At 53.1% G+C, this 26,132-nt stretch carries 22 protein-coding genes and 1 riboswitch; of the genes, 12 read left to right on the top strand and 10 right to left on the bottom strand.

From position 1 onward, the window contains the following. Window positions 1-3 precede the first annotated feature (3 nt). Both J4E05_RS11360 and tsaD read right to left on the bottom strand, forming a co-directional pair. Window positions 4-1,011, bottom strand: a complete 1,008-nt coding sequence (locus tag J4E05_RS11360; protein WP_349595549.1) for an NAD(P)H-dependent glycerol-3-phosphate dehydrogenase — start codon at window positions 1,009-1,011, stop codon at window positions 4-6. Window positions 1,012-1,077: 66 nt separating this feature from the next. Beyond that, window positions 1,078-2,136 carry a tRNA (adenosine(37)-N6)-threonylcarbamoyltransferase complex transferase subunit TsaD gene (gene tsaD / locus J4E05_RS11355; protein WP_349595547.1) on the bottom strand — a complete coding sequence of 353 codons (1,059 nt, stop codon included), beginning with the start codon at window positions 2,134-2,136 and terminating at the stop codon, window positions 1,078-1,080. Between the two features lie 273 nt (window positions 2,137-2,409). Between tsaD and hemC the strand changes: the two genes are divergently transcribed. From hemC to J4E05_RS11335, 4 genes are read left to right on the top strand one after another with little or no spacing between them, the layout of a single operon-like run. Further along, window positions 2,410-3,366, top strand: a complete 957-nt coding sequence (hemC, locus tag J4E05_RS11350) for a hydroxymethylbilane synthase (RefSeq protein WP_349595545.1) — start codon at window positions 2,410-2,412, stop codon at window positions 3,364-3,366. 59 nt (window positions 3,367-3,425) lie between these two features. After that, the gene (locus J4E05_RS11345; protein WP_349595543.1) at window positions 3,426-4,157 is read left to right on the top strand and encodes a uroporphyrinogen-III synthase; all 732 of its coding nucleotides are present in this window, start codon (window positions 3,426-3,428) and stop codon (window positions 4,155-4,157) included. Between the two features lie 54 nt (window positions 4,158-4,211). Continuing rightward, window positions 4,212-5,906: a mitofilin family membrane protein gene (locus J4E05_RS11340; RefSeq protein ID WP_349595540.1), complete on the top strand. Its 1,695-nt coding sequence runs from the start codon at window positions 4,212-4,214 to the stop codon at window positions 5,904-5,906. Next, window positions 5,903-7,324, top strand: a complete 1,422-nt coding sequence (locus tag J4E05_RS11335; protein ID WP_349595537.1) for a heme biosynthesis protein HemY — start codon at window positions 5,903-5,905, stop codon at window positions 7,322-7,324. The genes J4E05_RS11340 and J4E05_RS11335 overlap by 4 nt, the downstream gene beginning before the upstream one ends. 173 nt (window positions 7,325-7,497) lie before the next feature. Here J4E05_RS11335 and J4E05_RS11330 read toward each other — a convergent pair whose 3' ends face one another. From J4E05_RS11330 to J4E05_RS11315, 4 genes are all read right to left on the bottom strand, one after another. Further along, window positions 7,498-10,059, bottom strand: a complete 2,562-nt coding sequence (locus J4E05_RS11330) for a TIR domain-containing protein (RefSeq protein WP_349595535.1) — start codon at window positions 10,057-10,059, stop codon at window positions 7,498-7,500. A gap of 179 nt (window positions 10,060-10,238) precedes the next feature. After that, on the bottom strand, window positions 10,239-11,855 hold the full coding sequence (purH, locus tag J4E05_RS11325; RefSeq protein WP_349595532.1) for a bifunctional phosphoribosylaminoimidazolecarboxamide formyltransferase/IMP cyclohydrolase: 1,617 nt from the start codon (window positions 11,853-11,855) through the stop codon (window positions 10,239-10,241). Window positions 11,856-12,033: 178 nt separating this feature from the next. Continuing rightward, window positions 12,034-13,944: a polysaccharide biosynthesis protein gene (locus J4E05_RS11320; RefSeq protein ID WP_349595530.1), complete on the bottom strand. Its 1,911-nt coding sequence runs from the start codon at window positions 13,942-13,944 to the stop codon at window positions 12,034-12,036. A 187-nt stretch (window positions 13,945-14,131) separates the two neighbouring features. Continuing rightward, on the bottom strand, window positions 14,132-15,163 hold the full coding sequence (locus tag J4E05_RS11315; RefSeq protein ID WP_349595527.1) for an MraY family glycosyltransferase: 1,032 nt from the start codon (window positions 15,161-15,163) through the stop codon (window positions 14,132-14,134). A gap of 186 nt (window positions 15,164-15,349) precedes the next feature. Here J4E05_RS11315 and J4E05_RS11310 point away from each other — a divergent pair, with 186 nt between their 5' ends. Together J4E05_RS11310 and rpe are read left to right on the top strand one after the other, a co-directional pair. Beyond that, the gene (locus J4E05_RS11310) at window positions 15,350-16,708 is read left to right on the top strand and encodes an RsmB/NOP family class I SAM-dependent RNA methyltransferase (protein ID WP_246832902.1); all 1,359 of its coding nucleotides are present in this window, start codon (window positions 15,350-15,352) and stop codon (window positions 16,706-16,708) included. 114 nt (window positions 16,709-16,822) lie between these two features. Beyond that, window positions 16,823-17,491, top strand: a complete 669-nt coding sequence (gene rpe / locus J4E05_RS11305) for a ribulose-phosphate 3-epimerase (RefSeq protein ID WP_085590026.1) — start codon at window positions 16,823-16,825, stop codon at window positions 17,489-17,491. 129 nt (window positions 17,492-17,620) lie between these two features. Here rpe and J4E05_RS11300 read toward each other — a convergent pair whose 3' ends face one another. Further along, window positions 17,621-17,800 carry a PIN domain-containing protein gene (locus tag J4E05_RS11300; protein WP_349595523.1) on the bottom strand — a complete coding sequence of 60 codons (180 nt, stop codon included), beginning with the start codon at window positions 17,798-17,800 and terminating at the stop codon, window positions 17,621-17,623. A gap of 163 nt (window positions 17,801-17,963) precedes the next feature. Beyond that, window positions 17,964-18,257: a DUF1674 domain-containing protein gene (locus J4E05_RS24080; protein ID WP_246832903.1), complete on the bottom strand. Its 294-nt coding sequence runs from the start codon at window positions 18,255-18,257 to the stop codon at window positions 17,964-17,966. A gap of 184 nt (window positions 18,258-18,441) precedes the next feature. Between J4E05_RS24080 and J4E05_RS11290 the strand changes: the two genes are divergently transcribed. From J4E05_RS11290 to J4E05_RS11265, 6 genes are all read left to right on the top strand, one after another. Further along, complete coding sequence (locus tag J4E05_RS11290) at window positions 18,442-20,841, top strand: Tex family protein (RefSeq protein WP_349595520.1); 2,400 nt, start codon at window positions 18,442-18,444, stop codon at window positions 20,839-20,841. 157 nt (window positions 20,842-20,998) lie between these two features. Further along, a riboswitch (TPP riboswitch) is annotated at window positions 20,999-21,120 on the top strand. 67 nt (window positions 21,121-21,187) lie between these two features. Beyond that, the gene (thiM, locus tag J4E05_RS11285; protein WP_349595517.1) at window positions 21,188-22,003 is read left to right on the top strand and encodes a hydroxyethylthiazole kinase; all 816 of its coding nucleotides are present in this window, start codon (window positions 21,188-21,190) and stop codon (window positions 22,001-22,003) included. Next, window positions 22,000-22,662: a thiamine phosphate synthase gene (gene thiE, locus J4E05_RS11280; protein ID WP_349595514.1), complete on the top strand. Its 663-nt coding sequence runs from the start codon at window positions 22,000-22,002 to the stop codon at window positions 22,660-22,662. The genes thiM and thiE overlap by 4 nt, the downstream gene beginning before the upstream one ends. 499 nt (window positions 22,663-23,161) lie before the next feature. After that, the gene (locus J4E05_RS11275) at window positions 23,162-23,467 is read left to right on the top strand and encodes a hypothetical protein (protein ID WP_246832904.1); all 306 of its coding nucleotides are present in this window, start codon (window positions 23,162-23,164) and stop codon (window positions 23,465-23,467) included. A gap of 162 nt (window positions 23,468-23,629) precedes the next feature. Continuing rightward, window positions 23,630-24,577 carry a cyclase family protein gene (locus J4E05_RS11270; protein WP_349595510.1) on the top strand — a complete coding sequence of 316 codons (948 nt, stop codon included), beginning with the start codon at window positions 23,630-23,632 and terminating at the stop codon, window positions 24,575-24,577. Window positions 24,578-24,911: 334 nt separating this feature from the next. Continuing rightward, on the top strand, window positions 24,912-25,511 hold the full coding sequence (locus tag J4E05_RS11265; RefSeq protein ID WP_349595509.1) for a superoxide dismutase: 600 nt from the start codon (window positions 24,912-24,914) through the stop codon (window positions 25,509-25,511). 64 nt (window positions 25,512-25,575) lie between these two features. On the opposite strand, the gene J4E05_RS24075 is transcribed toward J4E05_RS11265, so the two are convergent. Together J4E05_RS24075 and J4E05_RS11260 are read right to left on the bottom strand one after the other, a co-directional pair. After that, window positions 25,576-25,908: a type II toxin-antitoxin system RelE/ParE family toxin gene (locus tag J4E05_RS24075; protein ID WP_503012344.1), complete on the bottom strand. Its 333-nt coding sequence runs from the start codon at window positions 25,906-25,908 to the stop codon at window positions 25,576-25,578. Continuing rightward, the gene (locus J4E05_RS11260; RefSeq protein ID WP_349595506.1) at window positions 25,859-26,041 is read right to left on the bottom strand and encodes a hypothetical protein; all 183 of its coding nucleotides are present in this window, start codon (window positions 26,039-26,041) and stop codon (window positions 25,859-25,861) included. The genes J4E05_RS24075 and J4E05_RS11260 overlap by 50 nt, the downstream gene beginning before the upstream one ends. Window positions 26,042-26,132 lie beyond the last annotated feature (91 nt).

The raw sequence follows: 26,132 nt of genomic DNA, 5'->3' as shown, positions 1-26,132 counted from the left end.
GGGTTAAAGACGGGCTTCCTGCTCGTCCCGAAACGGGCGGGTCAGCAATGCGTCAATGGTATCGCGGAGTGCCGCTTCATGGTTCGCAACCTGGTTCACCGCGTTACAGATCGGCATTTCCACACCGTATTTTTCGGCCACCGCACTAACCGAGGCGGCGGTATGCACCCCTTCGGTCACACTGCGACGCGAAGCTAAAATATCGGTGGCCTTCTGCCCTTCGCCAAGGGCCACACCAAAGCTGTAGTTGCGCGACAGCGTACCGGTACAGGTCAGCATCAAATCGCCCAAACCGGCCAGCCCCATCAGGGTTTCCGCCCGCCCGCCCATGGCAATTGCCAAGCGCGACATTTCAGCCAGCCCCCGCGTAATCAGGGCGGCACGGGCATTGTCGCCCAACTTCATACCGGCAACAACGCCGCTGGCAATTGCCAGCACGTTTTTAATTGCCCCGGCCACTTCTACCCCGGTTACATCCGAACTGTAATAGGGACGGAATGCCGCCGTGCCGATCATATCAACAAGGTTTTTGCCTATCTCGCGGTCCCGGCACGCCAATGTCAGGGCGGCGGGCAAACCTGCGGCAACTTCCTGGGCAAAGGTTGGGCCGGACAAAACCGCAACCGGCACATCCCCCAAAACATCGCGCACGATATTTTCCATCAAGGCACCGGTGTGTTTTTCAATGCCCTTGGCACAAATAATGGCGGGGACATCCCTTTGCCATTTATCGGCAATCGCGGTGAGGGACTCGCGCAAAAACTGCGCCGGGGTTACCAGCAAAACGGCATCGGCCTGTAATACGTCGTCGGGATTTCGGGTTGCGGTTAATCCGTTTGGCAACTTAACGCCGGGCAAATACAAGTCATTTTCGCGGGTTTCGTTCATCCGCGCGGCAAGGTCACCGTCGCGCAGTAACATATGCACCTGCGCGCCGGCCCGCACCGCCTGTATCGCCAATGCGGTGCCCCATGCCCCGCCACCAACAATTCCTATGCGTTTTTCCGACATGCCGGTTATTTCCATTAACGTAAAATATTCATACATATTCCGGGCAACGATACCCGGTTATCAAGGTCAGGCCTTCACCCCGGCACCGGGGCGTTTGGGGGCCTCAGGGTCCAGTGGCCAGCGCGGGCGCGGCTTGAAATCCAGCGGATCCTCCTGCCCCAGTCGAAAACGTTCCAGCCCCGCCCATGCGATCATGGCGGCATTGTCGGTACACAGTTCTAGCGGCGGGGCAACCAGCTTCATCCCTGCCTTGTCGGTCAATTCTGTCAGGCGGGTGCGCAAATACTTATTCGCCGCAACCCCACCGGCCAGCACCAGTGTATTGCCCGCCGGATAATCGTTCATGAACTGGTAAATCGCGTTTTTGCAGCGATCAATCAGGGTTTCACCCACCGCACGTTGAAACGATGCCGCCAGATCGGCCTTAACTTCTGGCGTGCGTTGCTCTACCGGGAAACCGTCCAGATGCACCCGCACCGCCGTTTTCAAACCGGAAAACGAAAAATCACAGCCGGGTCGCCCGCGCAACGGACGTGGCAGGCGAAACCGCAACGGATCGCCGGTGGCTGCCAGCTTTTCCAGCGCGGGGCCACCGGGATAGCCCAGGCCCATCATTTTCGCGGTTTTATCAAAGGCTTCGCCGACAGCATCATCAATGGTGGTGCCAATGCGTTTATATTGCCCCACGCCTTCAACGATTAAAACCTGACAATGCCCGCCCGAAACCAGCAACAATAAATAAGGAAATGCCACATCATCGGTCAGACGCACGGTTAAGGCGTGCCCTTCAAGATGATTGACCGCCAGAAACGGCTTACCCGTGGCAAAGGCGATTGATTTTGCCGTCATAGTACCAACCATCACCCCGCCAATCAGGCCCGGCCCACCAGTGCAGGCAATGGCATCAAGATCATCAAATTCCAGCCCAGCATCATCCATGGCCTCGGCCACCAGACGGTCGATATGCTCCAGATGCGCGCGCGCAGCAATTTCGGGCACAACCCCGCCATAGGGTCGATGGTCTTCCAGCTGGGTCAAAACGCGATTGGACAAAATTTCGCGTTTGTCATTTACAACGGCGGCGGCCGTTTCATCACAACTGGTTTCAATACCAAGAACAATCATGGATTTTGATATCCGGCTATCACTGATTTGCGCCCGATCAAAGCGGGCCTGTGGGCGATGATGTAGCCCAAAGTAACACGCCTTGCCACCCCTTGCAGGATATCGCAGCAATCAAATACGATCAGATTAGGAAATTTCATCTATCCTGCGTGATATTGATCCTATGCAGGCCCGCATCGTCAGGGCTACATAATGATCATGGACACCAGCGGCACCGCAACGATACCGTGCAAAACTTGTTTAAACACTGAATTCGGATTACAAACCGGCACCATGACAAATACAGCGACAGATACAGTAAAACTTCGCATCGGCACCCGTGGCTCCCCTCTTGCTTTGGCACAGGCGTATGAAGTACGCGACCTGCTGGCAAAGGCCCATGCCGACCTTGCGGGCGAAAACGATATTGAAATCGTTGTTATTTCCACGGTTGCCGACCGGGTAACCGACCGTGCCCTGTCTGAAATTGGCGGCAAGGGCCTGTTTACCAAGGAAATCGACGAAGCCCAGCTTAAGGGCGAGATCGACATTGCCGTTCATTGCATCAAGGATGTTCCAACCATCCTGCCAGATGGCATTGCCATGCCCGTGATTATGCCGCGTGAAGATGTGCGCGATGCCTTTATTTCGGTGAAATACAAAAACTTTGCCGATATGCCCGCCGGGTCTGTTGTTGGCACCGCATCGCTGCGCCGTCAGGCAATGGTGTTAAACAAATACCCGCACCTGAAAGTCGAAACATTTCGCGGCAATGTGCAAACCCGTTTGCGCAAACTTGAAGACGGCGAAGCCGATGCCACCTTGCTGGCAATGGCCGGGCTGAACCGTTTGGGCCATCCCGAAATTGCCACCCATGTTATCGCCGAAGACGACATGCTACCCGCCGTTGGGCAGGGGGCTATCGGACTTGCAATTCGCACGGGCGATGAAAAAGTGGCAAACTGGCTTGCCCCGCTGCATTGCCATAAAACCGACCTGCGTATTACAGCCGAACGCGCCGCGTTACGTGCGCTTGACGGATCGTGCAAAACGCCCATCGCCGCCCTGGCAGAATTTGACGCCAACGGCACCATGCGTTTACGCGTCGCCATTGTGCGCCCCGATGGCAGCGAATGGCTTAATGCGGAACGGATTCTGGAAAACCCGGATATTGCCGGTGCCGACAAAATCGGCACCGATGCCGGAAATGAGCTTAAGGAACGGGGTGGGCCAGACTTTATTCTGGCCTGACATGCCGTTTGCTACCACGTAACAAAGCACGACCGAACTTAAACAACACGGAAGAAAATATGGGGAAAACTGTCCTCAACACGCGACCGGAAACAGACTCGACCGAATTACGTGCAGAATTGGCTGTACGTGGGTATCAGGTCTGTAGCGCGCCAATGTTGACGATAGAATTCCCCCCGCTGACCAATGGCAACAACACCCTCGATCTTGAGGGCGTTCAGGCGCTGGTTTTCACCTCGGCCAACGGGGTGCGCGCCTTTACCTGCCATTGTAACAGGCGCGATTGGCCGGTATTGACCGTGGGTGATGCTACCGCCAGCACCGCACGCAGCGCCGGGTTTGTAAATATTGCCAGTGCCGGCGGCGATATCCATGATTTAGCCCGGTTGATTTCGCAACGATTGTCACCGGACGCCGGTATACTTTATCATCCTGCAGCACGAAAAACCGCCGGTGACCTGGGAACATTACTGGCATCAAAGGGTTATCTGGTACGCCGCGAAACATTGTACGAAGCCCACGCGACAAACAGTTTTCCACCTGCCATTATGGATGGCCTTGTTCACGCTAACATTGATGCAGTGTTATTTTTCTCTCCCCGCACTGCGGAAACCTTTGTTAAGCTGGTTGAACATCACAATATAAAAGGGGCAATGGCCAACATGACCGCAATTTGTCTAAGCCCCGCCGTAAAAGACCGGCTTGCATGCCTTGACTGGCGCAAGATCAAGGTCGCGGAACAACCGACACAACAAAGCCTGTTATCAGCACTAGATAACGCAATCGCCTGACTGTCCTGCGCCAATGGGCGTATCGGAACAACCGCAAACTGCAATGGTCCGACCGTGAAAAAACCAGAAACGCCAAGAACCGACACCTCTGCGACGCCGGCCAAAGGCCAGGATACAATTTCGATCGACAGCAAAGGCAATGCCAATACGGGCGAAACACCCGGGCAAAATGCCCCATCTGGCAAGGATGGCGCATCATCCAAGCCTGCGTCTGCCACCAGCACAGCACAACCTGGCAATGCAGCAAACAGCACAAAGTCTGCCGCATCCACAAACGGTGCGAACAAAACCGCTGGCACAAATGCACCCGCAAACGGCACCACATCAAAACCCGCCGGTACGGCCACAGGAACCGGAACCGCCTCGGCAGGTGGTGCAGGCGGCAAAACGCCCGGTGGTAATAATGGAGGCCCCGCGCGCCCTGCTTCCGGTGCTGCCTCAGGTAAACCGGGAAAACCTGGAAAACCGGCCATTATGGTGGTGGTATGGGCGATTATCATTGTTGGTATCGTTCTGGCACTTGCATGGGCCAGCCGCGCCTTATGGTGGCAACAGGCCCAACCAGCGCTGACAGACATTTTGCCGCAAACCGCGATAGAAGCGCTGGCGCCCGATGCCGAAAACAATGCTGACATATCGCAACAACCAGCACCTGACACACCCCTGCCACAAGCCACTGAGAACGGTGCGAAAACAACCGATACGGCACCCGAAACCACCCCATCTGCGACCACACCCGCAAATGATGCCGACACCAATTCGCAACCGGCCAACACCGCCAGCAATGGTGATGGCATGGGCAATATGGGAATGGATACACAACAGGCAGCCCCCTCAGCCGATATGGACGCCTCGGAAACGCAGGACGCCCCGGATAATGCAGGTGATTCAAATGCCAGCAATGTTGTTGTCGCAAGCGATCTGACCGCCCGTCTTTCACACCTGGAAGGTACAATCAGCGCCCTGCGCGAACGCCTGGATCAGGAACGCGGCGGCGAGTTGAACGATTCTGTTGCCCGCCGTCTGGGTGAACTTGAAACCCGTACGGCCCCGATTGACGAAGTTGCCCGGGTGCAATCCGAACTTTCCGGTGTCGCCAGCGAGATGCGTGACCTTACCGCCCGGATGGCAACGGTAGAAGACGAACTGAAAGCCACAGAAGGGCTGCGCATTGCCGGTCGTGGGCAGGCAATCGGCATCGCTGTTGCCATCCTGCGCGATGCCGCCCAGCGTGGCGGACCGTTCGAGGTTGCCTTAAACCAGCTTACCCGTAGCGGTTCGGACGATCCTGTCGTGCAAGAACAGATCGAAAAGCTAAAACCGCTTGCAAGTACGGGCGCACCGAAAATTGAATTGTTGCGCCAAACATTTTCCAAAGCTGCGGAAGACGCAATCAAATCTGCCAGCGATGATAATTCGGGCGGCATTTGGGACTCGACGGTGGCAAACCTGAAAAAGCTGTTCCCGATCCGCCGTGTTGATGTGGTCGGCCAGGAAACACTTGATGGCCGCCTGGTAAGTGCCGAACAGGCCCTGGCACAGGATAATCTGGCCAATGCCATTTCCGCCCTTGAAGGTGTAGAAGGCGATAATGCCCAAACCGCCCTTAAACCCTGGCTGGATCAGGCGCGTGCGCGCCAAACCATCAATCAGGCGATTGATGTGCTGAGCAGTCACGCGATTGGCCTTTTGACCGGCACCGAAGATAAAGCCGGCAATCCCACCACCGGATCGGAGGCAGCCCAATGATCCGGCTGGTTATATTTGTACTGATCACAGCCGCCCTTGTGACCGGTGCCGTGTGGTTTGCCAATAATCCAGGCACCATGACGGTCATCTGGCTAGGCTACCGGTTTGATGGTTCCATCGGTATGGTGGTGCTCGCCATCCTTGCCATGGTCATGGTGCTGGTGGTGCTGTGGCGCATATGGTTTGTCATTTCACGTTCGCCTGGCTGGGTCGGCCGGATGCTGGGCAGCCGTCGCCGTAAAAAGGGCCAGCAAGCGCTGACAATGGGCCTGCTTGAACTGGCATCGGGCGATGTTCGTCAGGCCCTCAAACACACCCGTGCGGTTGATAAATACCTTGAGGACGATACCCTCACCCGGCTTCTCACCGCACAGGCCGCCGAACTTGAAGGCAACGACAAAGCCGCTCATCACCAGTTTGAAGAAATGCTGAAATCACCTGATTCAGCCTTCTTTGGCCTGCGCGGCCTGTTGCAGTTATCGCTTAAAGCCGATGACCGCACCGCAGCCCTTGACTATGCCGAGCGCGCCCATCGTTTACGCCCGCGCAATCCGTCGGTTCTTGTCACTTATTTTGACCTGCTTTTGGGCGCAAAACGCTGGGACCGGGCCTTAACCCTGCTGGTTGATGCGCAAAAGGCCGAGATTTTCAAGGAAGACGAACTATCGCGCCGTCGCGCCCTGCTGATTACCGCCAAGGCCGAAGATGCAGTACGTGACGGGGAAAACAGCGAAGCCGTCAAACTGTTGCGCAAAGCCTTAAACGCCCATCCAGATTTCAGTGGTGCGGCCATTTTGCTGACCGAACTTTACATCAAGGTCAATCAGCCCGCCAAGGCGCGCGATATTGTTACCCAAAGCTGGCAAGTCAGTCCCAATGGGGCGTTGGGCCAGCTTTATCTGCAAAGCCTTGATGGTGATGCGCTTGGCAAAATCAAGGCCGTTGAAAAACTGATTGCCGGTAAAACCGACCACCCCGAAAGCCAGTTGCTGCTGGCCGAAGCGGCCATTAATGCCCAGCTGTGGGGCATGGCACGCAGCAACCTTGAAAAGGCAATTACCAAAAACGCACAGGCTCGTCATTACCGCCTGCTCGCCGATCTGGAATTTGCCGAAAAACAGGACCCGGCCAAGGCCCGCGAATTGCTGGTCAAGGCCAGCCATGCCAACCCGGACCCGGATTGGCGCTGTGGCGCCTGTGGTGCCGAAACCGGCAAATGGTCGGTTATTTGCCCATCCTGCCATTCGTTCGGTGCGATTGACTGGCGCGCGCCGCTACGCCTGCACAATCACCCGCACAGCGATCCCGGCCAAACGGACATCAAAGGCAAACCCGCCGCCCCGTTGGCTGTTTCAATGACGGGAACAACGATTGAAGGGGATGAAACACTCACCTCTGGCCAAAAGCCACAATCCTGACCCTCGACGACGAAACAATGATCAAACCAAAAACGGCGACCCACATCACAGGCCGCCGTTTCTCGTTCAAACCCTTAACAGGGCTTAACCTTAATGCTGGGAAAGAATTGCGATGTCATTTTCATCGGCAAGAAAAAACGTCGCACCCACTCCTGATGTAACGAATAAACTTTCTAAGCATCTCTATATCCTTCTAAAGAGGACGTGCTCAAACGACTAACATTCTCAATTCTTTTTTGGCATTCAGCATAAGATAAAACATCTATTTTAATATCTTTATCTTCTATTTTTTGCTTTAACATCCTTAGTTCTATTTGAAGATCAAAGAAATCTTTCTTATCTATTTTAGAGAGAAATTTCTCCGCATCTCTCCATTGACCTCTAACAACAGCATGTCGTGCTTGCAATTGCAGAGCATCATATTTCCTATTAACAGAATTAGCTGTTTCCACAACAAATGGCAGAAGAGATGCATCTCCTTGCTCTATCAAAATTGCACACTTTAAAAGTTGCAAACTAAACTGATTAGCTTTTGGAGAAGTCTCCGCTTTTTTCAAAAAACCAAGCGCGTCATCAAATCTTCCTTCGCGAATTGCTTTTCCCGCATTATAGATATATATTTCACCATATTCATCATCTCTTCCTAAAATCTTTTTCTCTAATTCAGAAGCTTCTTTATGGCTACGCATCCCTCGTAATGCCCGAATTTTCTGAACTATGAGACCAGTTTCACGTTCGATTTGCCAATCCGGTAAACTATTAATAACCTCAAGAGCATCAGAAAAACGTTGCATCCTAATATAGGCCCTAGACAAAAGCCGAGCATTTCTTAATTTAAAATGCTTCATTTGGAAAGATTTATTTAGATTAACTACGGCTTCGTTGTTGTCCTTCTTAACATAAAATGCATAACTACCTTCTAAATAATAAACAGATGAAAACGACGAGTTACGCATTTTTTCAATAATATCAGATGGGTAAACACCAGCTCTGATTGCACTATCACCTCCAGTAAACAATATATGCTCTAAGGAATCATCCGAAGCCTTCATCTTAAGCGCTAGTTTAGAGAGGTTATAAGCACTTAAAAAAACCTCTTTTGCTCCCTTTGGCATTTCTCGAGCACGAGAAAAGCGCGATGTAACCATTGAAAGAAGCGATGAGCTCGTCACCAATTCGAATAACTCATCAGGTATTTTTCCAGCTTCTTCAAGACTAGCAAGTAACAAGGCATCAATCAATTGAGCATCCAGCTTACCTTGAGACATATCTTCCTCAATTATTCTTTTTACTTCTTGAAAAAGCTCCATGCCGAATTTATATAGCTCTTTCCTAGAACGGTAGGTCACGATTCCTGGGCTACTAAAATATTCTGCACCTGCCGCTGCAATGAGGGAACTTTCTTGTAAATCCCAGATTTCTTCAGAAAGTTCCTTTCTGGGTACGTTAACCACTCTCGACATAATCCCAAAGGACAATATCGGAAATATTCCAAGCAATGCTATTATTTTCTTTTGAACATTTGAAAGCATTTCTGATGAAAGAATAATACCAAGAACTCTTTCTTGAAAAGCAAATATTGGCTCTGGATTTTCATTAAGCGTGTCTAAATTTTTCCCAGTATTGATAAGTTTTGCTGCATAATGAGCCGTAGCCGGGTGCCCATGTATGTGACGAGACAAGGCTTCAGATTTTCCAGAATCATAATACCGCGCTTCTATCAGTTCACCGAGTAAATACTGTATATCAGAATCAGAAAGCTCTCCAACATGGAACTGAGCCAAATTCTCAAAGTTCAAAGCTGACTCATCTGGAAGACGTCGATCTGATATGTATATAACTCTTAAAGATGGAGTGGACTTAGAAATTTCTAAAAAATGAGAAAACCAAGGTTTCATGTTACGCGACCTATCACGCAACCCTTTTCTAGTTTTAACAACAACCGGCTGATTTATTAACGCCCAATGCTTGAACAAGCCATAAACGAATTGCGCTTGCTGTTCTTCTTCCATACCTTGAAAACAATCAATTTGGCGCTCCAGTTCCTCCTTTGACATTGCACCTTTAATATCTTGCAATAAAGCCAAATAGAAATCAATCGCCTCGGCCATATCAGGAAGATCAAAAACCGGCCCAGCTGGCCTCATACTATGAAAGGTTTTTCTCGTAAACTCTGAGGCGACAGAAGTTCTTCCCATTCCAGGAAGCCCTGCTATAACAACGTGCTGAAGAGGAGCACCGGTAGCTTGGAGATTTTTTACAGATTTAAGATGAAATTGACGACAAAGCTCTTCTCTTCCTATGAAGACATGACGCTCGTGACTTACTTCAGATATTATTTCGTTTTGTAAAAATAAAATTTGCCGCACTATATCGGACACAGAAAATTCTTCAGTACAAGTCATAAATTCTTGCATCCAGTCTGGCAAAGAATGATAGTTTTCCCCTCCTATTGGAACAATTAAAACTCTCCCACGCCTTGAAGCTTTATTTATTTCAGCTAAATCCCTCTCATACTCCACCCATGTATTAACTGTATTAGGAGAATGGAACAGAACAAATACATTCTTCGTCGAATTAGCACTCTTCATGGCGTCCAAAAACGACTGTCCAGGATAAACACTTTTTATATCGTAAAAAGTATTTGACACATCCAATCGATTATATATTTCCTCAACGAATTCTTTATCAGAACTAGAATGCGATAAAAAAATCTCTCCGTAACCCTCTGACATCCCCACCCCCTAGTTATCTCCCGCAATCAAAACGCGTAGCAATGTCTAAAACCCTACATGATTTTTTCTCATTTTCCAGAAAATATTAAGCCACGACTGACTTTATTTTTCGAAATAAAAAATGACCCCACAATAATGAAGGGCCATTTTTTAGATATTATTCTTATTAAAAATTAAAATCAATGCCGGAAATGGCGCATGCCGGTAAAGACCATCGCGATGTTATTTTCATCGGCGGCATCGATCACTTCCTGATCGCGCATCGACCCACCGGGCTGAATCACCGCCGTTGCACCAGCCTTCACCGCGGCCAGCAGGCCATCGGCGAACGGGAAGAAGGCATCGCTGGAAACGACGGAGCCTGTGGTCCGCACGGTTTCTTCACCGGCATTTTTGCTGGCTTCTTCAGCTTTCCATGCGGCAATGCGCGAGCTGTCAACACGGCTCATCTGACCAGCACCAATGCCAACGGTCTTGCCTTCTTTGACATAGACAATGGCATTTGATTTCACATGTTTGCCCACACGGAAGGCAAATAACAGATCATCCAGTTCCTGATCGGACGGGGCGCGTTTGGTAACAACCTTCAGCTCTTCACGTTTTACGCGGCCTGCATCGCGGTTCTGAAGCAGATACCCCCCTGCCAGCGAACGCAGGGTCATGTCTTCGGCTTCCGGGTCGGCCATGCCGCCCGTGATCAGAACACGCAGGTTCTTTTTCGCGGCCAGAACAGCCTTGGCAGCATCGTCTACATCCGGTGCAATCACGACTTCGGCAAACAGTTTGGCGATTTCTTCGGCCGTTGCGGCATCCAGCGTGCGGTTAACAGCAATGATGCCACCAAATGCCGATACCGGATCGCATGACAAAGCCTTGTGATAGGCCTCAATCAGGGTTTCGCCTTCGGCAACACCACACGGATTGGCGTGCTTGATAATCGCAACAGCCGGTTTTTCGGAAAATTCGGAAACCAGTTCAAAGGCAGCGTCGGTATCATTCAAGTTATTAAATGACAGTTCCTTGCCCTGAAGCTGGGTTGCCGTTGCCACACCAGGGCGGTTTTTGCCATTGGTGTAAAATGCCGCCTGCTGATGGGGGTTTTCGCCATAACGCAGGGTCTGTTTCAGTTCAGCCGAAACATTCAAACGCTGCGGGAAGGTTTCACCAAGCTGACCGGCAAACCAGGTTGAAATCGCCGCATCATAGGCCCCGGTGCGGGCATAGGCCTTGGCGGCCAGCGCACGGCGGGTTTCATAGGTGGTTGCCCCTGCATTGTCGCCCATTTCGGCAACCACGCGGTCATAATCGGCCGGGTCGACAATAACCGTTACCGATTCATGGTTTTTGGCGGCAGAACGGATCATCCCGGGGCCGCCAATATCGATATTTTCGATGCAGGTGTCATAATCGGCACCTTTGGCAACGGTTTCCTCGAACGGATACAGGTTAACGGCCACCAGATCGATCGGCGTGATGTCGTTATCCGTCATTGCCTGCATGTGGCTGGAAACAGAACGACGGCCCAACAGGCCACCATGAATTTTCGGATGCAGGGTTTTGACACGGCCATCCATAATTTCAGGAAAACCGGTATGAGAGGCAACTTCCTTAACCGGAATACCAGCCGCTTCAATGGCTTTGGCAGAACCACCGGTCGAAAGAATTTCAACACCCTGTTCGTGAAGGGATTTGGCAAATTCAACCAGGCCGGTTTTATCGGAAACAGAAATAAGCGCGCGCGCAATACGGGCTGTCATCGTGGCTTCGCTTTCATGCAGGAACGGAAACAGGAACATGGCCCGGGCGCATTAATGATGGTTCCGCAATTTCGGCAAACACACATCATTAATGGGCCCGGTCCGATTTCGGGCGGAGCAATAGCACGCAACAGGCCAAATGTGGACCCCGAATTGTTGCAAGGCGGCTATCTCGTCGGCACAAATGAAACCTGCCCTTTTTTCAGGCAAACCGGTTTTATCCGGCATCGACAGCACGATTGGCAATTTCGGCCTGTTGTTCGGCCAAAATCGAACTGACACTGATTTCAGGGGGCTGAAATTCCGGCACCAGTTGTGAAATCAGTTCCAGCGTACGCTGCGAATTGCGCGCCTGTGCACTTTCGGCCAATTGCTCCAGCACCGATTTAATCAGGCCATAATCCAGCACACGCGGCGCAGCCAGCAACACACCCTCTGTAGCCGTAGGCTGCGGAGGTTCAGAATCATGAAACAGTTCTTCATAAAGTTTTTCGCCCGGCCGCAGACCGGTTACTTTAATTTTCACATCGGTATCAGGGCGCAACCCGGCCAGCAAAATCATCTGCCGTGCCAGATCAACGATTTTTACCGGACGGCCCATATCAAGAACAAAAATCTTGCCCCCTGCCGTCATGCCCTGGCGGCCCATTTCGGCCGCCTGCAACACCAGCTCCACTGCCTCGGCAATGGTCATGAAATAGCGGGTAATACCTTCGTGGGTCACTGTTAAGGGCCCACCTGCTTCAAGCTGGCGGCGAAACAGCGGCACAACCGACCCGGTCGAGCCCAGAACATTGCCAAACCGTACCGTCACAAACCGGGTTTTACCACGCAACTCATCGCTTAGGGTTTCCAACGCCTGACAATAACATTCCGCCAGCCGCTTTGACGCGCCCATGACATTGGCCGGGTTTACCGCCTTGTCGGTTGAAATCAAAACCATGGTTTCAACATCAGCCGCCCGGCACGCCTCGGCAACATTATGCGTTCCGATGGTGTTGGTTAAAATGCCTTCGTTGGGGTTATGTTCCACCAGCGGCACATGTTTATAGGCCGCAGCGTGAAACACAATATCGGGGGTTTCAACGGCAAAAACCTGGTCCAGGCGCACCCGGTCCCGTACATCACCCAAAACACTATGTCGTGACAGGTCGGGATGTTTTTCCGACATCTCCATGTCGATTTCATACAGGTTATATTCACCCGCATCGAACAGGCAAATATGTGCCGGGCCATAACTGGCAATCTGACGCACCAGTTCCGAGCCAATAGACCCGCCCGCCCCGGTTACCAGAACCCGGCGCCCGGCGATCATATCGCGCACCTTGTCCCGGTCCAGCCGGGCTTCGGGCCTTCCCAGCAAATCCTCAATTGCCACCGGGCGAATTTGCAGCGGGTCGGAAACGCCGTCGCGCAAATCACCCAATTTGGGCAAACGCGATAAAACCAGCCCGCGCCGGTCGGCAATTTCCACCCACTTCCCGACATCAGGATGGCGCAGGGCATTACCGGTTAATACCAGCTTACGCGGACGGTGATCAAAACGCGATTTTTCCAGCTTATCAAGGGTCGTCTCAAGGTTATCAACCGTGTCAAAAACCTTGACCCCGTGCATGTTGCGGCCCACGCGCCCGTCGGTCAGGCCAACAATGCCAACAACTTCAAACGGTGCAAGTGCAGATCGGCGGGTTTCGCGAATAAAGGCTTCGGATTCATCCCCTGCCCCAATCAACAAAATCGGAATGCGGCTTTCGCCCTGGCGCGCCATCGCAAGCGATACCGACCGGTCCTTGATCACACGATACAACAGGCGCGGCCCACCCAGCAGCGCCATCAACAAAAACCACTGAATAATTGGCGCCGAGCGTGGCAACCAGTCTAGCCGGGTGGTTAAAAACAGAACGGCAAATAACACAGCAATTGCCAATGTCACCGCCTTGGCAATACGCGACAGGTCATTTAACGACGCATATCGCCAAATGCCGCGATAAAGCCCGAACAACCAAAAAATACAGCCGGCAAGAGCCGCAAAACCAAGCGTTGCCAGAACCATGTTTTGCGGCACAAAATAAGGCAGGGCATCGCCAACGCGCAAATATAACGCCAGCGGAAATGAAATTGCTGCCATGATCACGTCATGAGCAAACGCCACTTTGCTACGCTGTATCAATCGCCACATAAATGTCCCAAACCAGTTGCCGGTGCGCCGCCTCATTTCCAGGGAAATATGCGGCTGACTTATTTGTATATTATCCTAGCTCGATCTTTTCGCGCCCAGCCGGGGGCAAGTCAAGCACAGGTGGTATATTGACAGGTTATTTCCCGACCAGGCCATCAGCCTTTTTAACCGGCCAATACCGCAAAATCCCGACCAGTAACAATACAACAACCAGTGCCAGCACCAAACGGGTAATCGCCCCGTCAAGCTCAACCGGCAATGCCATAAAAGCAACCGCAATCAAAAACAAATTTGCCACCAGGATTAACAAGGCAACCGTCCCGTGGCTCATGCCGCGCCCGGTTGCCACCTGATAGGCATGCTGGCGGTGTGCCTGCCATATTTTTTCCCCCCGTACGCCCCGGCGCACAAGGGTAAAGGTCGCATCAAACAAATAATAAGCGGGAAATATCAGCGCGGGCAACCATGCACCGCGTGCTGCCACTTCCAGCAACAACCAGCCCAGGACATAACCCAGCGGGATAGACCCGACATCCCCTAAAAACAGCTTGGCCGGGTGCCAGTTCCAAATCAAAAACCCCAGCACGATCGCCACAATACCAAGGCCGATAACACCAAGGTCAACAAAAACCGGGGTAAAAGCCAACAGGGCAACCACAAACACCCCTGCGCCGATCGACCCGGCTTCAACCCCGGAAATACCGTCTATGCCATCCATAAAATTAAACAGATTTACGAACCACACCCACGTCAGCACGACCAGAACATGATCCAGCCACAGGGGTACCAATCCTTGCAAAACCGGGCCGCTCAGGGCTGTGATCCCGCAAATAACGGCAACAAACTGAAACCCGAAACGCAAACGTGCCGACAAATCGTGGCGGTCATCCATCCAGCATATGGCTGCCAGACCAAGGGCGGCCGCCAGCATCAGCCAGCGCTGCCAACCCGCATCCCCAAACCAGATCGTCACCCCGGCCACCATCAATAACACCAGTGGCGTCACCGCAAGGCCACCCCCGCGCGGGGTTGGAACGGCATGGCTGGATCGATGGTTCGGCATGTCCAGAATCGCTTTATGGCGTAAATAGCGCAAAACAATCCCGGTCAGCAGCAACGCAGCAATCAGCAATCCACCTGAAAAACCGGCAAGGGCAGCAAATGACATTAAACAGACCCGTTCATAAGTAAGATTTGATTTCTGGATTAGCGATGCCAACCTTCAACCGCAAGGTTTTTCGCTTTTTCCACCTAAACCATCGGTGTGACAGGGCTGAATTGCGGGCAAGACGCTTTACACCCCCGATCATCGCGCTTACTTACACTGTTATATTGTTCAAGGAGAAACCCTTCCGTGCGTGAAAGCCGTTCAAACCGCCCTGACCACCGCAATGCCAATGGTCGCGCCACCAGTACCCCTGTGGCCGTAGACCCGCGTATGCTGGCCCTTAAAACCCTGCAGGAATTGCGTGGCGGCGAGGTCACCCTTGATGAACTGCTGACAAAACACGGTTATGGCCTGCCCTCACGGGACCGTAATTTTCTGCGCCAGCTCCTGGGTAGCACCCTGCGCCATCTGGGCGAAATTGATGCCATTCTTGCCCCGCGTTATCACCCGCCGCAGGACCGCACCGCGAACCGCCTGACCAACATCATGCGTCTGGGTGTGACCCAGTTGTTTTTTATGGATGTGTCTGAACATGGCGCTGTTGATAGCACGGTAAATCTCGCACGTGATGCCGGTTTGCATAAATATGTCAAACTGGTGAACGCGGTGCTGCGTGGCCTGCAACGCGATGGCTATGAATTACCTGAAGGCGTCGAAGACTGGCAGTTAAACATTCCGGCCTGGCTGCGCGGTGTGTGGAAAAAAACCTATGGGGCAGATCGCGCACGCGACATCGCGCGTGCCAGCCTTGGTTACGCCAAACTTGATATTTCCGTACGCGACGGCGAAGAACGCGCACAATGGGCCGAAAAACTGGGTGGCATCCTGCTGCCCACCGGCACGATCCGCCTTGAAAGCGGCCAGCGTATCCGCGATCTCCCCGGTTATAAAGACGGCAAATGGTGGGTGCAGGATGCCGCTGCGGCCCTTCCCGCCACACTGTTTGGCGACTATGAAGGCAAAACCATTTACGATTTGTGTGCTGCCCCTGGCGGTAAAACCATGCAGTTGGCGGCCCGCGGCGCCAATACTATTGCGGTTGATAAATCCGAAGGGCGTTTACGCCGGGTTTATGAAAACCTTGAACGGGTTGATCTGGGTGCCGCAATTGTCACCGGCGATGCCACCGAGCTTGCTGACGATGCCCCCATTGCGGATGCGGTCTTGCTCGACGCACCATGTTCGGCGACTGGCACCATTCGCCGCCACCCCGATATTTTGCTGCGCTCGGGTGATGCCTTGATGAAATCACTGTTGCCGATCCAGCAAAAACTGCTGCTTCAGGCTGACCGGGTTCTGGCTGTTGGTGGCGAGCTGATATATTGCACCTGTTCGATGCAGCCCGACGAAGGCGAATTTCAGATTAAATCATTTCTGGCCGACCACCCCAATTATGCCCGCAAGCCGATTACAGCTGACGAACTGGGTGGCTGGGATGAAGCCATAACAGCCGACGGTGAATTACGCATTTTACCGGTTCATATGACCGATCTTGGTGGCATGGACGGGTTTTATTGCGCACGGCTGGTAAAACAGCGCGGATAAGCACTGCTAAATGCCAATCAAGGCTGGTTTAAGTGACAAAGACGGGAATTTGCGTTATAGCAGCCGCAAATTCCCGCTTTTTCATTCGTGTTTCGATCAGGACCGTGCCGCGCCATGACAACGCAAAACACCATCAAGATTGCCCCGTCCATTCTTTCGGCTGACTTTGCCAAGCTGGGCGAAGAAGTTGCCGCAATTGACGCCGCAGGTGCCGATTACATCCATATCGATGTCATGGACGGCCATTTTGTGCCCAACATCACCATCGGCCCCGATGTGGTCAAGGCGCTGCGCCCGCACACCGACAAGGTGTTTGACGTGCATCTGATGATTGCACCCGTCGATCCCTATATCCAGGCATTTGCCGATGCCGGGTCCGATATCATCACCATCCATGCCGAAGCAGGCCCGCACCTGCATCGCAGCCTGCAACTGATCAAATCTCTGGGCAAAAAGGCCGGCGTGTCGCTTAACCCGTCGACCCCGGAAAGTGTGATTGAATATGTGATGGATCAGGTTGATCTGGTGCTGGTCATGACGGTCAATCCCGGCTTTGGCGGGCAAAAATTCATCGCAAGTCAGCTTGAAAAGATCAAACGCATCCGCAAAATGATCGACGCAACCGGTCGCCACATCGATCTTGAGGTTGATGGCGGTGTAAACCCCGAAATTGCGCGTGACGTGATCGCAGCGGGTGCAGATGTTCTGGTCGCAGGCTCCGCCACTTTCAAGGGTGGCCCCAGCCAGTATGCCCCCAATATCAAGGCCATTCGCGGAAATTAAGTCTCATCAAAAGAACAAACGGCGATATTCCGGTTAAAGAATATCGCCGTTTTTATTCCACATGCCCCTGACACCAAAATCGTCAATTATTTCGTCCTTACTGATCAGCGCAAGGGACTCAATCCGGCTTTACACAATCAGCATCCGGTCACACGGGTCACGACGAAGAATGTTCCGTCCGCCCGCCAGACGAGCATGTTGAAAACTGATCGATAATGACGCAAACCCTGCCTGTTGGATCCAGCCTTCATAATGCAACAACAAAGGCACCATCGACGGCGATTTACCAAGCTGCACCTTGGTTGCCACTTCCCACATCCTCGCCGTTATTTGCCGCCCAAATCAAAGCAGAAAGCTGGGATTTAGGATTTGGCATCGTATATTTTTACCAGTTTCATGGTAACGCCCTCTTAGAATTAGCTAAATCTAAGAGCAAAGCCCCAGGCACATTGCAAATCAGCCAACGCAGACATTAAAAATCGATACAACGCCCTTTATGTTCCCAATCGCCAAAGCGGGTGGGTTCAGGGCCTTTGGGGCCACCGATTTCGCGCTGGGCGGCTTCGCGAAAGGCTTTCGCTTCGGCAAGGGCATTAATTGCATCTTGCGATAAAGCCGGTGCTTCTTTCGCCATATCAGGCGCATCATTGGCACCCGCAACGGTGCTATCTGCTGCCTTTTCGTCATCCTTGTTTGCAGGCGAAGCCGCATTGGGAACGGAACCAGTTGAACGATGGATAACCGTTTCGCGGAATTTTCCGGCCATGGGAGCCTCCGATCAAAGCCGCGCAGGGCGGCGATTTTTCAATACTGCCCAACAGATAGCGCCGCAAACGGCCAACGACAAGCCCCGGCTTATGATGGCTGCCTTGTGATTGCCGCAAACTGGCTCTTTCCAGCAGGGGTGAAAGCCGCTATTTCAAGCGGACGAGCAAAACCAAGGAGAAACCATGCGTTCAATCCCCCAGCGTATCGCCGAAGAACTTTCTGTCCGTCCCGAGCAGGTCCTTGCCACCATCGAATTGCTAAATGAAGGCTCGACCGTGCCCTTCATCGCCCGCTACCGCAAGGAAAAGACCGGCGGACTGGACGATACCCAACTTCGTAACCTGGATGAACGCCTGCGTTACCTGACCGAACTGGAAGAACGCCGGGCATCGGTGATTGACAGCATCCGCGAACAGGAAAAACTGACACCCGAGCTTGAAAAGGCCATTAACGCGGCCGATACCAAAACCCGCCTTGAAGATTTGTATTTACCGTTCAAGAAAAAGCGCCGCACCAAAGCCCAGATCGCGCGCGAAGCCGGACTGGAGCCGCTGGCAGACGGGTTGTATCAAAACCCGCAGCTTGACCCCGAAACCGAAGTCGCCAAATTTATCGATGCTGAAAAAGGCATTGCCGATACCAAAGCCGCCCTTGATGGTGCACGCCAGATTTTGATGGAACGCTTTGCCGAAGACGCCGACCTGGTGGCCCGCCTGCGTCAGCTTTTGTGGGATGACGGCGAAGTTACCGCCAGCGTCATTGAAGGCAAAGAAGCCGAAGGGGCAAAATTTTCCGATTATTTCAGCCATTCGGAAAAGATCAAAACCTGCCCGTCGCACCGCGCACTGGCCTTGTTCCGGGGCCGCAACGAAGGCATTTTGCAAATTAAACTAACCCTGGGCGCCGAAGACGAAGACCGCCCGCGCGGCGAACCGGGCCGGGCCGAAACCGTGATTGCCGCCCATGTGGGTATTCGCAACCAGGGCCGCCCCGCCGACAAATGGCTGTCCGACACCGTGCGCTTTACCTGGCGGGTTAAATTGTCCCTGTCGATCGAGCTGGATTTGTTTGGCAACTTGCGTGACAGCGCCGAAGAAGATGCGATCAAGGTGTTTGCCGACAATTTGAAAGACCTGTTGCTGGCAGCGCCTGCCGGGCAAAAAGCCACCATGGGGCTGGACCCGGGGGTTCGTACCGGTGTCAAGGTTGCCGTGGTCGATGCCACGGGCAAGTTGCTTGATACCGCCACCGTTTACCCGTTCCAGCCGCGTAACGATGTGCAGGGCGCGATCAACACGATGGCCGCCCTGGCGGCAAAACACAAAATCGAACTGATCGCGATTGGTAATGGCACATATTCGCGCGAGACAGACCAGCTTGCAGGCATGTTGTTAAACGCCTTTCCGCAAATCAAGGCGACCAAGGTTATTGTCAGCGAAGCAGGTGCGTCGGTTTATTCGGCGTCGCAATTTGCCGCCGAGGAATTCCCCGATCTTGATGTGTCATTGCGCGGGGCGGCCTCGATTGCGCGCCGCCTGCAAGACCCGCTGGCCGAACTGGTAAAAATCGACCCGAAATCAATTGGTGTCGGGCAATATCAGCATGATGTGTCGGACTCAAAGCTGGCACGCTCGCTCGATGCCGTGGTTGAAGACTGCGTGAACGGTGTGGGCGTTGACCTTAACACTGCCTCCATCCCGCTACTGACCCGCGTTGCCGGGCTTAGCGAAGGGCTGGCGCGCAATATCGTTACCTACCGCGATGTCAACGGGGCGTTTCGCTCGCGTGCGGATTTGCGCAAGGTTGAACGCCTGGGGCCTAAGGCCTTTGAACAATGTGCAGGCTTTTTGCGCATTATCGGCGGTAAAAACCCGCTCGATGCCTCGGCAGTTCACCCCGAAGCCTACCCGGTTGTTGAAAAAATCAGCCGCGAAAGCAGCCGCGACCTTGCCAGTCTGATTGGCGATTCGCCCTTCCTTAAAACGCTTCACCCGGAAAAATTCGCCGACGACGTGTTTGGTGTGCCCACCATCCGCGATATTCTGGCCGAGCTCGACAAACCGGGCCGGGACCCGCGCCCGGAATTCAAAACCGCGAAATTCATTGAAGGTGTCAATGAGATCAAGGATTTGAAAGTAGGCATGAAGCTGGAAGGTACGGTTACCAACGTGACCAATTTTGGCGCGTTTGTTGACGTCGGTGTGCATCAGGACGGCCTGGTTCATATTTCGCAACTGGCCGACAAATTTGTTGCCGACCCGCGTGAAGTGGTCAAGGCTGGGCAAATCGTTTCGGTGACCGTGATGGAAGTTGACGCACCGCGCAAACGCATTGGCCTGTCGATGAAATCGGACCCCGATTACGAAGGCGCACAGGACCGCCGCGAACAGCGCAGCCAGCCATCAGGTGCGCGCAACAGCAATGACCGGAGCGCGCAACGTCGCCCGGCAGGCAATAACGGCACTAATAACCGTGATGCCAACCGAGGCGGTGGCAACAACCGCGCCAATATGTCCGCAGGTGATGCCGGTGGCAATGCCATGGCGGCGGCCCTGAAAGCTGCAATGGAACGCCGCAAATAAAACCGGATCCCGGCAACGGCGCGGGTTATCTGCCTTTGCAATCCTATGCTGGCGGCGGAACGATATCATAATCGTTCCGCCGCCATTTATTTATCAGGCCGGGCCCACCCACCGGTAAACAGCCGATTGACACATCCCGCCTTAACACCCATCTTGCATCTTCACCAAGGGGAGCCCCGACAGGGGGCTGAGAAACTGCCACACGGAAAACCCGCAGCGCAGTGACCCGTTGAACCTGATCCAGTTCATACTGGCGTAGGGAGGGTGCGAATGCTGTTTTTCGGCATTTTTCCATCATTCCGGCTTCGAACTGGGTTTCCAGACATGTTTGTATTGGAGCCTTAACATGACCAACGATGCCACCAACCCCACACCTTCTGCCCTTTTTGCCCAAATGCGCGACACATCGCCGCTGGTGCAATGTATTACCAATTATGTCGCAATGAATTTTGCCGCCAATACCTTGCTGGCGGCGGGCGCTTCACCGGCAATGGTACACACACCCGAGGAATCCGGCGAATTTGCCACCATCGCCGGGGCGTTAACGGTTAATATCGGCACATTGTCCCCGCAATGGGTGGAGGGCATGAAAGCTGCCGCGCAAAGTGCCAATCAGGCAAACAAACCATGGGTGCTGGACCCGGTTGCCCATTTTGCCACCGCCTTTCGCCGCGATACCGTGGCCGAACTTTTAGAACTTAACCCCGCCATTATTCGCGGCAATGCATCGGAAATCATCGCCCTTGCAGGGGGCAAAAGTACCGGACAGGGGGTTGATAGCGGCGACCCGGTTGAACAGGCCGAAGACGCCGCAACAACCCTGGCCCAAAGCCGGAATGCCGTGGTTGCGGTAACGGGAACCGTTGATTTCGTCACCGACGGCACCCGCGCGGTTCGCATTTATGGTGGATCAGATTTAATGCCAAAAATCACGGCAATGGGGTGTTCGTTAACAGCCCTGGTAGGGGCCTTTGTTGCCATTGCCCCGGATGCCCCCTTTAACGCCACCGTGGCCGCCCTTGCCACCTTTGCCGCCGCCGGGGCCATTGCTGCCGATACAGCAAACGGGCCGGGCAGCTTTGCCGTGCATTTCATTGATGCCCTTTATGGGCTGGATGCCAACGCCCTTAACGCCAAATCGCGGATTGAAACCCTGTCATGACCTTTGATCTATCGCTTTATCTGGTTCTGGACCCCGATTTATGCCGTGAACATACCATGGTCGAAACCGCCCGTGCCGCCCTTCGCGGCGGGGTTACCATGGTGCAACTGCGCGACAAAACCGCCAGCACCGACGCCATGATCAAGGTCGGCCATCAGTTAATGGCGGTTTTGGCTGGCAGTGGCGTCCCCTTGATTGTAAACGACAATATCGACGTCGCCCTGGTAATTAATGCAGATGGCCTTCATATCGGACAGGATGACATGCCCGCCAGCCTTGCCCGGCAAAAACTGGGCAAGGATAAAATACTTGGCCTCTCGGTCGAAGACCCGACCGCGCTGCGCACAGCGGACCCGGCACTTGTCGACTATATCGGTATCGGCCCGGTTTTTGCGACATCAACCAAACCCGGACACAAACCTGCCATCGGCTTTGACGGGCTGGCACACCTTGCCCGCCAAAGCCCGCTGCCATCTGTCGCCATTGGCGGATTAAAACAGGAACATGTCGGCGCGGTTTTTGCAGCCGGGGCCCAGGGGCTGGCTGTGGTATCTGCCATTTGCGGCCAGCCGGACCCGGAACTAGCAACCCGTATCCTTGCCACTGCAATTTCGACGGCTTCTGCACCACCCCCATCCCTCTCTGATCAGGGCGAGTGATATTGCGACGGCAAGGGTCAATGATGGACGTTTCAAAGAACGCCCTGATTGGCACAGCCAGACGACCGCGATGAAACCAGTAATCGCGGCCCCGCCAGCTTTGATGTTGCACGCGTAAAACCGGATTGCCGACCAGGGATTACCCACAGAAATTCCAGGCACAGAGTCTAAAAATGCGACATCGGGCAAAAAATAAGGCAAATCTGCCAAAAATCGAAATATCCGGGTAAAAAGCCTCGCAATCAAACCGTTGCGAGGCTTTTTTGTTGGTTTTTTCGCATTTTCAACAGGAAATATGGCATCGAATTGCCTCATTCGCGCCCCGAATAGCCCTTGATTGCCTGCAATATTACCTTTCAACGACGATAAACAAGGGTCAATTCCGGCTCGAAGGCACAGTCAGGCATCCTGCAGTTTCACCGGTCAATGGTACCGGAACAGACTAAAATGATGTTTACCCTGCAGTGTTATCGCACAAACATTTTGCGAGGAGACATTCATGTCGAAGTCTTTCCGCAGCAAACCGGTGGTTCTCGCCCTGATCGGTCTTTTGTCAGTGACGACAGCTGCCCTGGCTGCGATCAAGGTTGCCCCGAAAGCCGTAACAGATACGGTCACCATTCAGTCCGATGCGCCAAACGGTGAGGTCGTTCTGACCTATCCTGATGGCAGCATGGCCCTAAACAAAACCTGTGGCAGTTTCCCCTGTCAGTTAAATATCAGCAGCCTGCAAAAAGGCGAGTACGGGGTGATGATCCGTCAGGGAACCGACATACAGAATATGGTTAGCCTTTATAAGGAATAACCTTCCACGAATAACATGCCGGCACACAGGTACTTGCATCGATTGGCATCTTCGTGAATTGATACCCTGAAAAGCTGAACCAAATCAGCTAGCCCTTTATCAAGGGGCATTGCGTTCAAGAACAAAACATCATGTTCAAACACGTTTTCAGGGAAGCATGAGATGCACATATCAAAAAAACTGGCCGGAGTTCTATTGCCTGCCCTTCTGGCCGTCAGCGGTTGCGCCCAAACAGGCCAAGCCGACAAAACCAGTCTGTGGTCCGCCTACGACAATACCTTTAAAAACGCCAAATATATTGATCTGACCCATGCCTTTGCCCCGGTTCAGCCTGTATGGCCGGGGTTTGGCAATGCCAAATTCAAGGCGGCTATTGCGGGCCAGAAAATTGATGGCTATGTCAATGTCGGCCAGGAATTTACCTACGAAAACCACGGGTTTGTTGCCACAGCCTATGACCTGCCAACCGACCAGTACGGCACCCAGCTTGACCCGCCCGCCCATTGGAACCCGATGGGTGCCACCATCAGCGACCTTCCCGCCACCTACAGCTTGCGCCCGCTTGTGGTAATCAACATTGCCGACAAGGTTGCCAAAGACCAGGGCTATTTCCTTCATGTCTCCGACATCGAGGAATGGGAGAAAAAACACGGAAAAATTCCGGAAGGGTCCGTCGTTATGGTCCGTTCCGACTGGTATAAACGCTGGGACGACATCAAAAGTTTCAATGAAACGCCGTTTCCCGGCGTCGGGCTTGAGGCGCTTAAATTCCTGCACCTCAAACGGCACATCCTGTTTCACGGCCACGAACCGCTTGATACCGACGCGACCCCCGATCTTGAAGGAGAATATTGGCTGATGCACAATAATTTCACCCAGGCCGAAGGGGTTGCAAACCTTGATAAGGTGCCGGAATCAGGCGCGCTTATCTCCATTGGCTTTGCCAAACCCCTGGGCGGCACCGGCGGCTATGCCCGCTATGTCGCCATTGCACCGGCAGACTGGAAATATGGCGTCACCATTGCCGATGCCCCGGGTGCCCCGTTGCCAGAACAGGCCTGGCCGCTAAAACGTGATGAAAATGGTGTGATGCGGCCAACCCCGAAATAAAACGGTCGATTTCATAACCATCAGGTAAAATTTCTGATCGCGTCGGGAACGCCCTGGCATCCCGGCGCGTTTTAACTCAAAACAGGCAACACACTGCCCTGCAGCCAAAGGTTTTAAGCTTTTGTAAAAAACATTGCATAAGTCAAACTTTGACCTAGATAGAACGGGCAGACAAGTTTCGCCCTCCATTTGGGTGGATAGGAAGCAAAATTACCGCATAACAACAGGTTGTACGGCAATTTAACTTTCACACAAACCCCAAATGGGGATATGTTGCGGAAGCTTTGTGCGATCCGCACCGTTTAACGATAATGAACTTCGAGGTACTGTAATCATGGCTCTTGAACTCCCGGCACTCCCCTATGCCTACGACGCCCTTGGCCCCTATATGTCGGCTGAAACGCTCGAATTCCACCATGACAAGCACCACAATGCCTATGTCGAAACCGGCAACAAGCTGCTGGAAGGTTCGGGCCTTGAAGGAAAGACACTGGAAGAACTGGTTCTGGCTACCTATGCCGACAAATCCAAAGGCAAACTGTTCAATCAGGTTGGCCAGCATTGGAACCATGTTGAATTCTGGAAAATGATGAAGCCGAACGGCGGTGGCAACATCCCCGGCGAACTCGAAAAGAAAATCATTGAAGATTTCGGCTCGGTCGAAAAATTCAAGGAAGACTTCACCGCTGCTGGCGTTGGTCAGTTCGGTTCCGGCTGGGCTTGGCTCGTGCAGGATAAAGACTCCGGCAAGCTGATCACCACCAACAGCCCGAATGCCGAAAACCCGCTGGTAACCGGCCATAAGGTTCTGCTTGGTTGTGATGTGTGGGAACACTCCTACTACATCGATTACCGCAACAAGCGCCCGGATTACCTCAAGGCATTCCTGAACAATCTGGTGAACTGGGAATATGTCGCCGAGCGTTTCGCCTAATCAGGCAGATCGCCCGACATAACCGGTTAAAGATGAAAGCGGCCTTCTTTGGGGGCCGCTTTTTTCATGCCTGAAATAAAAACCCGTCCGGCCATTGGCGCGATATGTGCAAAACGGCAATGATCGTAAGGATCTGGTGCCCAATATCGTAAGCGATCATATAGGGCATGCCATTTATTATCAGCTCTCTTGTCCCTGCAACCCTGCCTATAAACGGGTGCTGATCAATCGGGCTGACCGACCCAGTAATCAGCCGATAAGTTGTCAGTGCGACATCAGAATTCCGGTCTTCTATGTCATCCGGAATGCCGTGCAAATCCGAACAGCCCGGATGTCCCAAACAATCGTCATCGCGCAGTTTTATCACGAAAACGGCGGTCAAATTCAGCCAGAACATCGTCATGGGCAATGGTTTGCGCGCTGCCATCGCGCACGGAGGCATGACGGGTTCTGCCAAAGGCGTCGGCTAGCGTCGCAAGCCGGGTGCGAATATCACCGTCAACCCGACCGGCAAGGGTGTCTTTACGCATGATGATTACCCTGTTTGCAATTCAGCAGGGGCGCGCCAATGGTCGAAACAGATGCAAAATTCAAAACGCAAAACACCGCCAACAATTATGT

Origin of the sequence: Thalassospira sp. NFXS8, assembly GCF_040148805.1 — a bacterium.
Classification (GTDB): Bacteria; Pseudomonadota; Alphaproteobacteria; order Rhodospirillales; family Thalassospiraceae; genus Thalassospira.
Note: the sequence above shows the minus strand (reverse complement) of the source record. Positions and strands in the feature narration are given on the sequence as shown.

Excerpts from the sequence above, each read along its gene's own strand:
- J4E05_RS11330 (WP_349595535.1), bottom strand. The coding sequence starts at position 10,059 with ATGTCAGAGGGTTACGGAGAGATTTTTTTATCGCATTCTAGTTCTGAT.
- J4E05_RS11320 (WP_349595530.1), bottom strand. The coding sequence starts at position 13,944 with ATGGCAGCAATTTCATTTCCGCTGGCGTTATATTTGCGCGTTGGCGAT.
- J4E05_RS24075 (WP_503012344.1), bottom strand. The coding sequence starts at position 25,908 with ATGTTCTGGCTGAATTTGACCGCCGTTTTCGTGATAAAACTGCGCGAT.
- J4E05_RS11315 (WP_349595527.1), bottom strand. The coding sequence starts at position 15,163 with ATGTCATTTGCTGCCCTTGCCGGTTTTTCAGGTGGATTGCTGATTGCT.
- hemC (WP_349595545.1), top strand. The coding sequence starts at position 2,410 with ATGACAAATACAGCGACAGATACAGTAAAACTTCGCATCGGCACCCGT.
- J4E05_RS11290 (WP_349595520.1), top strand. The coding sequence starts at position 18,442 with ATGCGTTCAATCCCCCAGCGTATCGCCGAAGAACTTTCTGTCCGTCCC.
- J4E05_RS11260 (WP_349595506.1), bottom strand. The coding sequence starts at position 26,041 with ATGCGTAAAGACACCCTTGCCGGTCGGGTTGACGGTGATATTCGCACC.
- J4E05_RS11345 (WP_349595543.1), top strand. The coding sequence starts at position 3,426 with ATGGGGAAAACTGTCCTCAACACGCGACCGGAAACAGACTCGACCGAA.
- rpe (WP_085590026.1), top strand. The coding sequence starts at position 16,823 with ATGACAACGCAAAACACCATCAAGATTGCCCCGTCCATTCTTTCGGCT.
- J4E05_RS11270 (WP_349595510.1), top strand. The coding sequence starts at position 23,630 with ATGCACATATCAAAAAAACTGGCCGGAGTTCTATTGCCTGCCCTTCTG.
- tsaD (WP_349595547.1), bottom strand. The coding sequence starts at position 2,136 with ATGATTGTTCTTGGTATTGAAACCAGTTGTGATGAAACGGCCGCCGCC.
- J4E05_RS11265 (WP_349595509.1), top strand. The coding sequence starts at position 24,912 with ATGGCTCTTGAACTCCCGGCACTCCCCTATGCCTACGACGCCCTTGGC.
- J4E05_RS11360 (WP_349595549.1), bottom strand. The coding sequence starts at position 1,011 with ATGTCGGAAAAACGCATAGGAATTGTTGGTGGCGGGGCATGGGGCACC.
- J4E05_RS11275 (WP_246832904.1), top strand. The coding sequence starts at position 23,162 with ATGTCGAAGTCTTTCCGCAGCAAACCGGTGGTTCTCGCCCTGATCGGT.
- J4E05_RS11335 (WP_349595537.1), top strand. The coding sequence starts at position 5,903 with ATGATCCGGCTGGTTATATTTGTACTGATCACAGCCGCCCTTGTGACC.
- thiM (WP_349595517.1), top strand. The coding sequence starts at position 21,188 with ATGACCAACGATGCCACCAACCCCACACCTTCTGCCCTTTTTGCCCAA.
- purH (WP_349595532.1), bottom strand. The coding sequence starts at position 11,855 with ATGTTCCTGTTTCCGTTCCTGCATGAAAGCGAAGCCACGATGACAGCC.
- thiE (WP_349595514.1), top strand. The coding sequence starts at position 22,000 with ATGACCTTTGATCTATCGCTTTATCTGGTTCTGGACCCCGATTTATGC.
- J4E05_RS24080 (WP_246832903.1), bottom strand. The coding sequence starts at position 18,257 with ATGGCCGGAAAATTCCGCGAAACGGTTATCCATCGTTCAACTGGTTCC.